Origin of the sequence: Mesorhizobium sp. YR577, assembly GCF_900116595.1 — a bacterium.
Taxonomy (GTDB): domain Bacteria; phylum Pseudomonadota; class Alphaproteobacteria; order Rhizobiales; family Rhizobiaceae; genus Mesorhizobium_M.
In genome coordinates this window covers 67,725-80,442 of the sequence record NZ_FPBI01000003.1, presented here as the reverse complement: position 1 = coordinate 80,442, position 12,718 = coordinate 67,725, and the positions used below count along the sequence as shown (strand labels likewise).

The window sequence follows — 12,718 nt, the reverse complement described above, 5'->3', positions numbered from 1 at the left end:
CTTCTCCCCGTTTACGGGGAGAAGGTGGCCCGAAGGGCCGGATGAGGGGCAGCGCCCGCCTCAAAAATTCTTACTGCCCGCCCGCTGCCGGCCCAAGCGTGATCAGCCCAACGGCCACGATCGCCAGCACGATGCCGCCGCTCTGAACAAGGCTCAATTTCTCGCCGAAAAACGCCAGCGCGATTACATTGACCGCGACAAGCTGGATCACGGCCGACAGGCTGAAGGCCGAAGCCATGCCGAATTCGCGCACCAGCCGCAGCATGATGAGATTGCCGAGCGAATAGAGCGCCAGCGTCAGCAACAGCTTGGGAATGCTCGGCGCCAGCGCCCATGATTTGGCGCCGGTTGCGGCGAGCAGGAAGATCACCGTCGAGGCGATGAGTTGGGCGAAGCCGGACAGGGACAATTCGTTCTCCATGGGCACATGGTCGCGCCCGAGGCTTGTCGCCCGGCATCCAGCCCCTTTTCGCGATCTCTCGGGCAAAGCTGGGGCTGCGTCAAGATGCTGGCGTGCCCGCGGCCATGGGCCAGCGTCGCTCGTCATCTGTTGGACCAGCGTCTTGCCCTGCCGGGGCGTCACCGATACCTCTTGGGCAATGCATCGGCTGTTGGGGTGGATTTTCACCGGCCCACGGACAGCCAGGTCACGAGAGGAAGACAAAAATGTCGGAACTGAAGACGGCGATCGTCACCGCAGGCGGTAGCGGCATGGGTGCGGATGCGGCGCGCAGGCTCGCCGAAGAAGGCTTTCAGGTCGCGATTCTCTCCTCGTCCGGCAAGGGCGAGGCGCTGGCCGAAAAGCTCGGCGGCATCGGCGTCACCGGTTCCAACCGCTCCAACGATGACCTCAAGCGGCTGGTCGACGCGACAGTCGAGAAATGGGGCCGCATCGACGCGGTCGTCAACAGCGCCGGCCACGGCCCGCGCGCACCGATCCTGGAGATCACCGACGAGGACTGGCATCTCGGCATGGAAACCTACCTGCTCAACGCCGTGCGCATCGCCCGTCTGGTCACCCCGGTCATGCAGGCGCAGAAGTCCGGCTCCATCGTCAACATCTCGACCTACGCTGCGTTCGAGCCCGAGGCGCTGTTTCCCACCTCCGGCGTGTTCCGCGCCGGGCTTGCCTCCTTCACCAAGCTATTCGCCGACAAATACGCGGGCGAAAACATCCGCATGAACAACGTCCTGCCGGGCTTCATCGACAGCTTGCCCGAAGCCGGCGAGCGGCGCGAGCGCATCCCCATGGGCCGCTACGGCCGCGTCGAGGAAGTCTCGGAACTCATCGCCTTCCTGGCCAGCGACCGCTCCAGCTACATCACCGGCCAGAACATCCGGATTGATGGCGGGATAACGAAGTCGGTGTAGTACCCCCTCTCCGTCTCGGCTTCGCCGAGCCACCTCTCCCCCGCGTTGCGGGGGCGAGGAACCTGGATTCTACAAGGTTGCGACGTTTCAGGACTTGGGTTCCTCGCCCCCATGAAATGGGGGAGAGGTGGCTCGGCGAAGCCGAGACGGAGAGGGGGGAACGCCTCAGGCGCGCCGCCCCTTCGCCACCGCCTTGGCAATACCTTCACCCTGTATCACCGCGTTGCGGAAGCAGCCGCGCAGGCTTGGACGCATGCCGGTGAACCACAGCCCCGGCCGGCCGGGCGCCGCCTGCGGGCCGTTGAACAGCGGCGTGCCGTTGCGGTCGAGCACGCCGAGCTTGCCGACCATGTCGTCAAGCCCCGTGCGATAGCCGGTGGCGGCGATCACCACGTCGGGGTTGATCGTCCGCCCGTCGGCGAGCACCACGCCGTCCGCCGTGAACTCACGCACGCCGGGCACGATCGTTATGCGCCCTTTCTTGATCTCCGCCATGGCGCCGTCGTCGGCGGCGATCGCCGTATAGTCGGAGCCGAGCCGGCTCACGCCGCCGGCTGCCGCTTTCGGCAGGCCGTATCTGGTCATGTCGCCGAACACCAGCCGCTGCGTCGCCGCAATCACCATGTCCGCCAGCTTCACCGGCAGTGCTGCGGTCAGGGGCGAAACCTTGTGCACCGCCACGCTGGCGATGCGCTTGGGCAGGACGGTCGGGCCGCTGCGTGCCGACAGCCAGAGCGGCCCGGTCTCGGCGCGAATCAGGTGGTTGAGCGCGTCGAAGCCCGAATTGCCCGCGCCGATCACCAGCACGCTCTTGCCGGTATAGTCGGCCGCCTCGCCGAAATCGGCCGAATGGATCACCCTGCCGCCGTAATCCGCCAGCCCCTGCCACGCGGGAATGAAGGGTTTCCGGTCGCGCCCGGTAGCCACGATCACGTCGCGCGCATGGCGCACACCTTTGTCGGTCCTCACCGCCCAGGCATCGCCGTCGCGAAAAATCTCCTCGACCGAAATGCCGAATTCTATGGGAAGCTTCTCGCGCTCATTGAAGGCCGTCAGATGGTCGATCACCTCGATCCGGGAGGGAAATGCCGGCGTGCCGCGTGGAAATTTTATGCTGGGAAGATGGGACAGGTCGCGGTGCGTGTTCAGCCGCAGGTTCTTGTGCCGCCGCCGCCATGGCTCGCCGATTCGGTCTTCCTGCTCCAGAATCAGCGGGGAAAGCCCGGCCTTGGCCAGCGCATACGCTGCAGCCAGCCCGGCGGCTCCCGAGCCGATCACGATCACGTCCTCGATTTTTGTTGCAGTCATTCCTCATTCACCGGAAATCTGGTGTCCTTGGCGGGTGCAATCGGCAAGCCTTGTGGCGCAGCAGCGCAATTTGAGCAAGAGTGCGGTGGAACAAGCGGCTCGCATGTGGGTTTGAGATGCGGTAGGGGCACGTTGTTACGCTTAGCGACCAAGGACTGACGAATGCCCTCCCTGCGCAACAGGTTCGACGTTTTCATGGAGGGCAGGGCCGCCAAGGTGCCGACCCTCGATCTTGCGCTGGAAGATCGGCTGAGGTTGCTGCGCCGCCATGGTGATTTCTCGCTTGCCTATTCCACCGCGATCCAAAACGGACTCTCCTATTTCGGCGATGACAATGGCTATGTCGCCTTTGCCTCCAAAATGGGCGGGCATTTTGCCTTGGGCGATCCGGTGGCGGCGCCGGAGGATCGTGCAGATTACATCAGGCGGTTCGTCAAGGCGGCAGGCACGCCTTGGTTCGTCCAGGTCGGCGAAGACACCGCCCGCACGCTTTCCGGCCTTGGCTACCGCGTCAATCGCATGGGCATCGACACCAGGCTCGATCTTGCTGCCCATGATTTCTCGGGCAAGCGCAACGAGACCGTGCGCTATTCCGAGCGCTGGCTGTTCAAGAAGGGCTATTCGATCCTCGAGGACGATGGCGGCGTCGCCTCGCTCGAGCATGTCAAGAAACTGTCGGCGGAGTGGCTGGCCGAGCGCATCGTCAAGCGCTGGGAAATGCGTTTTCTCAACCGTCCCTTCGACGCCGCTGCCGGCCAGGGCATGCGCCGCTTCACGCTCGTCGATCCCGAGGGGCAATCGGTGGCGCTGCTGGATTTCGACCCGCTGCATCGCGACGGCGAAGTCATCGGCTACACCACCTCCTTCAAGCGCAAGCTCGTCGGCACCACGCCGCACGCTGAAGTCGGCCTGACCAAATTCGCCGTCGACCGCTTCCGTAAGGAAGGCCACAGCGTCGTCACCCTCGGCCTCTCGCCGCTCGCCGACATCAAGGCCAGCGGCTTTCCCGAAAGCGGCTTCTGGCGAACGATGTTCGCACGCGCCTATGATTCCAAGAGCGTCAACAGCCGCATCTTCAACCTGCAGGGCCAGGCCGCCTTCAAGCGCCGCTTCCACGGCGAGGAAGAGCCGACCTACATCGCCTTCAGGAAAGGCTCCGTCATGGAAATGACCGGCCTGCTGCGGTTGTGCAAGGCGGTGTGATTGCTGCTGCGACGGTGCTGCCCCTCACCCTTACCCTCTCCCCGTGAAAAACGGGGAGAGGGGGGCGTCAGCGTTGGAGCTTCGCCCTTCTCCCCGTCACTATACGGGGAGAAGGTGCCGGCAGGCGGATGAGGGGCAGCGCTGCCGGAAATCTATCTTACTCATACTGATTTGATGATTCCTCGAGCCATCGAAATCCCTATGAGATTTTGATTTCTTAGCTTGTCGAGTCTCCTCGAATCCAAATCCCGCGACTTCTAGATTCCGGTTCGCAGATGGCTTCGTCCGTTTGCCCGCCTGCCGCTTAAACGGCTGGCGGAATCTCAAGGAGCATTCCCATGCGTTACTATCACGGCCTGCACACGCCGGTGGACCACAATCAGTACGCCGCGGCCGCCAGTCGCCCCGGAAAGCGGAGCCGGCATGCAGGGCGCCGCTACAAGCCTATCCTGTCCAGCCATCTCATTCTGGCCATCGGCGTCATTTTCACGGCGTTTGTCCTCGTCACGATCTTCTCCACCTGACACCGGCCAAGCGTCTGTCTGACACATCTTGCCATATCCCCTACCGGGGGATATGGATATGGCATGAGCCATGTCAACGATCCCGAAATCCACAAGCGCCTGCGCCGCGCCGAAGGCCATCTTGCCACTGTCGTGAAGATGGTTGCCGAAGGCCGCGACGGCCTCGTCATCGCCCAGCAGATGCAGGCGGTGATCAAGGCGCTGGAAAAGACCAAGCAGCTCCTCATCATCGATCATATCGACCATCATCTCGGCGCCGGCGCTTCCGACCTGCCCGCCGAGATGAAGGACAAGCTGTCGGTCTTCCGCGAGATCACCAAATATTTGTGAGTATATGCCGATGAGCACCGCCTCGATCGAACGCTTCAAGCATGAGCACGTCTTCCTCGGCGAAGCTCATGACCGCAACGCGCGGCGCACTTTTGCAGTCATCGCCCTGACGGCTGCCATGATGGTCGGCGAAATCGTCGCCGGTTATCTCTACGGCTCGATGGCGCTGCTGGCCGATGGTTTCCATATGGCGACCCATGCCGGCGCGCTGACCATCGCAGCTGTTGCCTATGCCTATGCCCGCCGCCATGCCCGCGACGAACGTTTTGCTTTCGGCACCGGCAAGATGGGCGAACTCGCCGGCTATACCAGCGCGGTGGTGCTGGCCGTCGTCGCGCTGATGATCGGCTTTGAGTCCGCGCTGCGGCTGACCGCGCCTGTGCCGATCCGCTTCGACGAGGCGATCACGGTGGCAGCCCTGGGTCTGCTCGTCAACATCGCCAGCGCCTGGCTGCTGCATGATGGCGGCCACCACGATCACGGGCATGATCACCACGACGCTCATGCGCACGACCACGACGAGGATCATCACCACCACCACGGCCATGACGATCACAATCTGCGCGCCGCCTATTTTCACGTCCTTGCTGACGCGCTGACTTCGGTCCTGGCCATTGCTGGCCTGCTCGCCGGGCGTTTCTATGGCTGGCTGTGGATGGACGCGCTGATGGGCATCGTCGGTGCCGTCGTCATCGCCCGCTGGTCCTGGAGCCTTCTGCGCGGTTCCGGCGCGGTGCTGCTCGACGCCCGCGCCGATGCATCGCTCGCCGGCAAGGTCCGCTCGCTGCTGGAACGCGACGGCGACCGCGTTGCCGATCTCCATCTTTGGCGGGTCGGGCCCGGCCACATGGCGCTGATCGTCTCGCTGGTCTCTGCCAGGCCGCAGGCGCCGGAGCGCTACAAGGCCCGGCTCGCCACCCTGCCGGGCCTGTCGCATGTTACCGTTGAAGTGCATCCGGCATCGTTCGCCGGCTAACACATCTCCCGTTTTGCGCAGCGTCTCCTGCGACACTGCGCCTCTGCGCCATGCGGCCGCTTTGACGGCCTGCGCCGACAGGCCTATTCTCGGTTGCATAAGAAACAGCAGGAGCTTCCTTCATGGACCCGCTCATCCTGTCGCGCATACAGTTTGCTGCGAACATTTCGTTCCACATCCTGTTTCCGACAATCACCATCGCGCTCGGCTGGGTGCTGCTCTTCTTCAAGCTCCGCTACAATGCCACTTCCGACGCCGCCTGGATGCGCGCCTACTTCACCTGGGTGAAGGTTTTCGCGCTGTCCTTCGCGATCGGCGTGGTCTCGGGCGTCACCATGAGCTTCCAGTTTGGCACCAACTGGCCGGGCTACATGGAAAAGGTCGGCAACATCGCCGGCCCGCTGCTCGCCTATGAGGTGCTGACGGCCTTCTTCCTCGAGGCGGTGTTCCTCGGCATCATGCTGTTCGGCTTCCGCCGGGTCTCCAACAAGGTCCACACGGCGGCCACCTTCCTCGTCGCCTTCGGCACGACAATGTCGGCCTTCTGGATCCTGGCGCTGAATTCCTGGATGCAGACGCCCGCCGGCTTTGAGGTCCGCGACGGCGTCGCCTACGCCACCGACTGGTGGGCGATCGTCTTCAACCCGTCCTTCCCCTACCGCCTCATCCACATGCTGCTGGCCTCGGGGCTGACGGTGTCCTTCTTCATCGCCGGCCTGTCGGCGCTGCGCTATCTCGCCGGCGACCGCTCCGATTCGATGATGAAGGCGCTGCGCACCGGCGTCTACACCGCCGCGATCCTCATCCCGATCCAGATATTCGCCGGCGACCAGCACGGCCTCAACACGCTGGAGCACCAGCCGCAGAAGGTCGCGGCCATGGAAGCCAACTGGAACACCGGCCCCAATGTGCCGCTGGTTCTGTTCGCCATTCCCGATGAGGCGGCGAAGGAAAACAAATACGAAATCACCATACCCAACGGCGCCAGCCTCATCCTGCGCCACAGCGCTGATGGCGTCGTGCCGGGCCTGAATGATTATGTCGGCAACCATCCGCCGGTGCTGCCGGTGTTCTGGGGCTTCCGCATCATGGTCGGCACCGGTCTCGCCATGCTCGCCGTCTCCTGGGCCGCCTCGTGGTATCTCCTGCGCCGCCGCGCGCTGCCCAGGCCGCTCGCCTATCTCATGGTGCCGATGACGCTGTCGGGCTGGCTGGCCACACTTGCCGGCTGGTACACCACCGAAATCGGCCGCCAGCCATGGCTGGTAACCGGCATATTGCGCACCGACGAGGCGCTGGGTGCCGTGCCCGGCAGCCATGTTGCTTTCACGCTCGCCATCTATCTGGCGCTCTATGCGGTGCTGATCGTCGTCTATCTCGGCACGCTGGTGCATCTGGCGCTGAAGGCTGCCAAGGACGGCGATGAATCGCCGCTGCCCGGCGTGCTCAACAGGCCGCTGTCGCAGCCGGTTCACGGAACGGAGTGAGATCATGTCTAGCTTGGACTGGCCGGTAATCCTCCCCCTCATCTTCGCCGGGCTGATGGGTCTGTCGATCCTCATCTATGTCGTGCTCGACGGTTTCGACCTCGGCATCGGCATCCTCTTCGCCACCGCCGACGATCACGAGAAGGACACGATGATTGCCGCCATCGGTCCGTTCTGGGATGCCAACGAGACATGGCTGGTGCTGGCCGTCGGCCTGCTGCTGGTCGCCTTCCCCATGGCCCACGGCACCATCCTGACGGCGCTCTACATCCCCGTCTTCGTGCTGCTGTTCGGCCTCATCCTGCGCGGCGTCGCCTTCGACTTCCGCGCCAAGGTGCCGGTCCATCGCAAGGCGCGCTGGAACCGGATCTTCTTCGCCGGCTCGCTCATCGCCTCGCTGGCGCAGGGCTATATGCTCGGCGTCTATGTGCTTGGCCTGGAGGAAGGGCTCGCAGCCTTCGCCTTCGGCGCTCTGGTCGCCGCCTGCCTTGCCGCTTCCTATGCGGCGATGGGCGCTGCCTGGCTGATCTACAAGACCGAGGGCGAACTGCAGAAACGGGCGGTGCGCTGGCTGCGCTATGCGCTTTTGTTCACCGCGCTCGGCATGGCCGTCATTTCCGCCGCAACGCCGCTGGCCTCGCCGCGCATCTTCGCAAAATGGTTCTCTATGCCCGACTTCCTGCTGTTGGCGCCGCTGCCGCTGGTGACGCTCGGCCTGTTTGGCGCGCTGTGGTGGCTGTGCGGCCACCTGCCGGACGAGAAGGACCGCTTCAGCCTCGCCCCGTTCATAACGCTGGCCGCAGTCTTCGCGCTCGGCTTCGTCGGCCTGGCCTATTCCTTCTACCCCTATGTCGTGCCCGACAAGCTGACGATCTGGCAGGCAGCATCCGCCACCGAAAGCCTCGCCATCATCCTCGCCGGCACGCTGGTGGTGCTGCCGGTCATCATCGGCTACTCGATCTTTGCCTACCGCGTTTTCGGCGGCAAGGCGTCGGACCTGACCTATGATTGACAAGTGATCCGCCACGCTTGTTAACCCCCGCTGCCCCTGCTAAATGCGCGGCCATGACCACACCTTTGTCCCACATCCGCAATTTCTCCATCGTCGCCCATATCGACCATGGCAAATCCACGCTGGCCGACCGGCTGATCCAGTCCACCGGCGGGCTGGAGCTGCGCGACATGAAGGAGCAGGTGCTGGACTCGATGGATATCGAGCGCGAGCGCGGCATCACCATCAAGGCCCAGACCGTGCGCCTCAACTACCGCGCCAACAACGGCCAGGATTACATCCTCAACCTCATCGACACGCCCGGCCATGTCGACTTCGCCTATGAGGTGTCGCGCTCGCTGTCGGCCTGCGAAGGTTCGCTGCTGGTCGTCGACGCCTCGCAAGGCGTCGAGGCGCAGACGCTGGCCAATGTCTACCAGGCCATCGACAACAACCACGAGATCGTCGTGGTGCTGAACAAGATCGACCTGCCCGCTGCCGAGCCCGAACGCATCAAGGAGCAGGTCGAGGAGGTCATCGGCATCGACGCCAGCCAGGCCGTCTACATCTCGGCCAAGACCGGCCTCGGCATACCCGACGTGCTGGAAGCCATCGTCAACCAGCTGCCGCCGCCGCGCGAGGGCGACATCGACGCGCCGCTGAAGGCGATGCTGGTCGATAGCTGGTACGACACCTATCTCGGCGTCATCGTGCTGGTGCGCATCATCGACGGCAGGCTCAAGAAGGGCCAGACCATCCGCATGATGGAGACCGGCGCAAAATATCTGGTCGAGCGCACCGGCGTCTTCACGCCCAAGATGATCCAGGTCGACGAGCTCGGCCCCGGCGAGTTCGGCTTCATCACCGGCTCGATCAAGGAAGTGGCCGACACCCGCGTCGGCGACACCATCACCGAGGACCGCCGCCCGACCGCGCATGCGCTGCCGGGCTTCAAGCCGGCCCAGCCGGTGGTGTTCTGCGGCCTGTTCCCGGTCGACGCCGCCGACTTCGAGGATCTGCGCGCCGCCATGGGCAAGCTGCGCCTCAACGACGCCAGCTTCTCCTTCGAGATGGAAACCTCGGCCGCGCTCGGCTTCGGCTTCCGCTGCGGCTTCCTCGGCCTGCTGCACCTCGAAATCATCCAGGAGCGGCTGGAGCGCGAGTTCAACCTCGACCTCATCGCCACCGCCCCCAGCGTCGTCTACCGCATGGTCATGAACGACGGCACGATGAAGGAGCTGCACAACCCCGCCGACATGCCCGACGTGGTCAAGATCGCCCATATCGAGGAGCCGTGGATACGCGCCACCATCCTCACCCCCGACGACTATCTCGGCGGCATCCTGAAACTGTGCCAGGACAGGCGCGGCGTGCAGGCCGACCTCAGCTATGTCGGCAAGCGCGCCATGCTGGTCTACGACCTGCCGCTCAACGAGGTGGTGTTCGATTTCTACGACCGGCTGAAGTCGATCTCCAAGGGCTATGCCAGCTTCGACTACCACCTGACCGACTACAAGGAAGGCGATCTGGTGAAGATGTCGATCCTGGTCAACGAGGAGCCGGTGGACGCGCTGTCGATGCTGGTCCACCGCACGGCAGCCGAAAAGCGCGGCCGCGTCATGGTCGAGAAGCTGAAGGAACTGATCCCGCAGCACATGTTCAAGATCCCAATCCAGGCCGCCATCGGCGGCAAGGTCATCGCCCGCGAAACGCTCTCGGCGCTGCGCAAGGACGTGACCGCCAAATGCTACGGCGGCGACGTCACCCGCAAGCGCAAGCTGCTCGAAAAGCAGAAAGAGGGCAAGAAGCGCATGCGCCAGTTCGGCAAGGTCGATATCCCGCAGGAAGCGTTCATCCAGGCGCTGAAGATGGGTGATAACTGACCCCTCTTCCTTCTCCCCGTTTCACGGGGGTGAAGAGCGGTCGTCGAAGGCGACGAAAAGCCAACGATTTGGCTTTTCGAGCGACGAACGCCCGGAGCCATAGCGGAGGGCAGGTGGCCCGAAGGGCCGGATGAGGGGCAGTGCGTACGTTGCCGAAGGCAGCGGCTCCACCTTGGCGCCACTCATATCCGCATCGTCATCCTCGGGCTTGACCCGAGGATCCATGCCGGAACATCTCAATCCGCACGACGCTGAAAGCACGCCACCTGCGCGACCTTTCGCGGATTTCTTTCAGCGTCGGTTTCTGACCCCGCCGTTCAGGCGTGGATTCTCGGGTCGAGCCCGAGAATGACGAAAGCAGGGAGGCGCTATCATTCCCTCAGACGGATGCTGCGCTTTTCATTGCCCCGAATATTTCGGCCGCGGGAATCTTGGGATTTCACGCGCAAAATAGGCTTCATACTCAACTAGCAGAGCTGTGTTGGTTAACGTTCTTCCTTTTACCTTTACCCACTTGCCGAAGTCTCTTCTTCACGGCATCTTCGACCAGGGCTAGGGGGTATTGTGGATGGCTTTGGATTTGAGAACCCGCGCATTGGGGGAGATTCTTAAAGAATTTCGAAAAGAAAATAATTTAAGCCGGGCACGGTTCTCAAGTAGAATTGGTATAAGTGTGACGGCATACCTTAAGATCGAAGACGGGCGTACTGTAGCCCCACATTTCTCTACATTAGAAAAAATTTCCGATGCTATGGGGCTGTCGTTAGATGATTTATTGCGAGAAGTGGCGGGTCATGCCCCAAAGGTAAGACGAAACAAGGTAGAGTCCGTCGAAGATCTTTTAAAATGGCTCGCAGGAAAGGACTCTAAAGTCGCAAGAATATTGGCGATTAGATCAGCGCTAAGGGTTTTGCCTGTTGTCAGTGATGTTTCGCCTTCGAAGAAATTAGATTCAGAACTCAAAGAGTTCCTACTATCGCTATTTCGATCTATGCACATTGCTTGGTCAACGGTTGCGTATCATGGTTTAAGTGGTTCTTTGGCTTTAAATGCGAGTCGAAGCCTAGATCGGAAAGCCGAAAGCATTGGCAATTTATCTAAGACCGCATTTGATGCGGGTGGTGCGATCTTTTGGTCTGCGCGGCTCAGAAGTAAATCGGGTGTTTCAGAAACAGTGGACTGGGCGGTGCGTGCGCTGCGCCGCTTCCCCGAGTCGAGCACAAATGATTTTTGGGCAGCTGTAAGTGCCGACTGTAGTTTTGTTGATGATTTAAGATTTTCCAAATCATCTACCGTAAGGGCAACGGACTTGCTGCATTCTAAGCTTTGGTTGGGCGGGCAGCCAATGTGGGTCGTTCAAGAGTGGCAATCCTTTGAACGTTTTGTTCGAACCCTAGGGAAAGACTGGCTAGTCTGGGCTCAGCTGCATGAGAATCGATTGTCGGGCGGGCGGAGCTTTGATCTCGAGCCGAAGGCTGCCCAGGTAATCGACTATTTTATTGCGACTCAGACGGTCAAATGGTGGCAGCGGTCTCCCGAAGAAATAAATCACGATATTGCCGCTGAGGTACAAAGGCTTAGACAAAGCGGCCTTGAAGATACGAGGCCATTAACGGACGAATCAGTAGATAGTTTGGTACTAACGCAGCGTCCGGCTGCTCACCAGTTTGGTGAGCGTGCAGGTCAAATCATTGCAACTCGGGCAAACAATGGCCTGCAGCATTCGTCGGTAGCACACGATATATGGAAGGAAACCTTGGAGAAGGCGCAGCTTACTGCTGCAAAGCTGGAAAAAACCCAAGCTCCATCTCATGTTCTTGATACTATCGAGCGGTTGGTCGTGGCTCTTGGAAAGAGTGCTTCGGACATCGCCCCCGGCATTCTTTTGATGCGTAGCAGATCAGTCGAAGCTGTTGTCGCGACTTTCGACACCCCAGAGGCCCGAAACGAACTTTTTACAGATGCACAGTCGTTGTTACGGGACCTGTCAGCATGCCTTGAAGATTTGAGGGCAGTGTTTCCAGAAATAATGGAAATTGAAGCGGCAAGACTCGCACAGCGAATGGCTGATGAAGTTGCATCGCCGGCATTCAAAAATGCCAAAGAGATTATCAATCAGGCAAAGTACTCTGATGTCGTAGCCCCATCAGCTATTGAGGCGCTGGAGGCCGCGTTATCCGATATTGATGAAACTGATGTCATTATTGCGAATTCCAGTAATGACGTCGTAGTTGCAGGCGCAATCGAGAAGAGAGCAAAGATAATATCTCTGCATCTTCTGGACATTAGAAATTTCTCCGCTTCAGTACTAAAGGCTTTTAAGGAAAGGAGTTCCGGGGCAACTCGTGCAACTGGAGCTGTGGTGGCGCAAGTTGCAAAAGACGCGGGTTCTCGCGCTTACAAAGGAACCTTAGATGGCGTTGAGGAAACTGCTAAAGCCAGTGTCAAGGTAGCGATGGCAAGTCTTGTTACGAATATTGCCGGGCCTCTTGCAGGTCTGGCCGTATTGGTTGCGTCTTTTTCAGGTCTTTCGAAAAAAGCGGAAGAAGTAAGGAAAATTGAAGAGGACGTAAGGAGCGCCAAAAATGAGGACTTGGAAAAATTAATCGATGTCTAGATTTTAGGCTGGCGCGATTTTATCGCGA

At 61.0% G+C, this 12,718-nt stretch carries 12 protein-coding genes; 9 read left to right on the top strand and 3 right to left on the bottom strand.

Annotation, left to right across the window (positions count from 1 at the left end; translation table 11 throughout):
• Positions 1–70: 70 nt before the first annotated feature.
• A complete protein-coding gene (locus tag BM413_RS05615) occupies positions 71–409 on the bottom strand; it encodes a hypothetical protein (protein WP_091911726.1) in 339 nt (112 codons plus the stop codon).
• A 257-nt stretch (positions 410–666) separates the two neighbouring features.
• Here BM413_RS05615 and BM413_RS05610 point away from each other — a divergent pair, with 257 nt between their 5' ends.
• A complete protein-coding gene (locus BM413_RS05610) occupies positions 667–1,371 on the top strand; it encodes an SDR family oxidoreductase (protein ID WP_091911276.1) in 705 nt (234 codons plus the stop codon).
• Between the two features lie 165 nt (positions 1,372–1,536).
• Here BM413_RS05610 and BM413_RS05605 read toward each other — a convergent pair whose 3' ends face one another.
• A complete protein-coding gene (locus BM413_RS05605; RefSeq protein ID WP_091911275.1) occupies positions 1,537–2,679 on the bottom strand; it encodes a flavin-containing monooxygenase in 1,143 nt (380 codons plus the stop codon).
• Between the two features lie 162 nt (positions 2,680–2,841).
• On the opposite strand from BM413_RS05605, the gene BM413_RS05600 reads away from it, so the two are divergent.
• The 7 genes from BM413_RS05600 (at position 2,842) to lepA (ending at position 10,073) form a co-directional block, all read left to right on the top strand.
• Positions 2,842–3,882, top strand: a complete 1,041-nt coding sequence (locus BM413_RS05600; protein ID WP_091911273.1) for a phosphatidylglycerol lysyltransferase domain-containing protein — start codon at positions 2,842–2,844, stop codon at positions 3,880–3,882.
• Between the two features lie 338 nt (positions 3,883–4,220).
• Complete coding sequence (locus BM413_RS05595; protein WP_091911271.1) at positions 4,221–4,406, top strand: hypothetical protein; 186 nt, start codon at positions 4,221–4,223, stop codon at positions 4,404–4,406.
• A gap of 63 nt (positions 4,407–4,469) precedes the next feature.
• Positions 4,470–4,736 (top strand): metal-sensing transcriptional repressor, encoded by a 267-nt coding sequence (locus BM413_RS05590; RefSeq protein ID WP_091911269.1) that lies wholly within the window; start codon positions 4,470–4,472, stop codon positions 4,734–4,736.
• Between the two features lie 10 nt (positions 4,737–4,746).
• Positions 4,747–5,712, top strand: coding sequence for a CDF family Co(II)/Ni(II) efflux transporter DmeF (dmeF, locus tag BM413_RS05585; RefSeq protein ID WP_091911267.1), 966 nt, complete (start codon positions 4,747–4,749; stop codon positions 5,710–5,712).
• A 122-nt stretch (positions 5,713–5,834) separates the two neighbouring features.
• Positions 5,835–7,199, top strand: coding sequence for a cytochrome ubiquinol oxidase subunit I (locus BM413_RS05580; RefSeq protein ID WP_091911265.1), 1,365 nt, complete (start codon positions 5,835–5,837; stop codon positions 7,197–7,199).
• A gap of 4 nt (positions 7,200–7,203) precedes the next feature.
• Positions 7,204–8,211: a cytochrome d ubiquinol oxidase subunit II gene (locus BM413_RS05575; RefSeq protein WP_091911263.1), complete on the top strand. Its 1,008-nt coding sequence runs from the start codon at positions 7,204–7,206 to the stop codon at positions 8,209–8,211.
• Positions 8,212–8,264: 53 nt separating this feature from the next.
• Positions 8,265–10,073, top strand: coding sequence for a translation elongation factor 4 (gene lepA / locus BM413_RS05570; RefSeq protein WP_091911261.1), 1,809 nt, complete (start codon positions 8,265–8,267; stop codon positions 10,071–10,073).
• Positions 10,074–10,094: 21 nt separating this feature from the next.
• On the opposite strand, the gene BM413_RS33015 is transcribed toward lepA, so the two are convergent.
• Positions 10,095–10,298 (bottom strand): hypothetical protein, encoded by a 204-nt coding sequence (locus BM413_RS33015; RefSeq protein ID WP_091911259.1) that lies wholly within the window; start codon positions 10,296–10,298, stop codon positions 10,095–10,097.
• A gap of 343 nt (positions 10,299–10,641) precedes the next feature.
• Here BM413_RS33015 and BM413_RS05560 point away from each other — a divergent pair, with 343 nt between their 5' ends.
• Positions 10,642–12,690: a helix-turn-helix domain-containing protein gene (locus BM413_RS05560; protein ID WP_091911257.1), complete on the top strand. Its 2,049-nt coding sequence runs from the start codon at positions 10,642–10,644 to the stop codon at positions 12,688–12,690.
• The last annotated feature ends 28 nt before the right edge of the window (positions 12,691–12,718 follow it).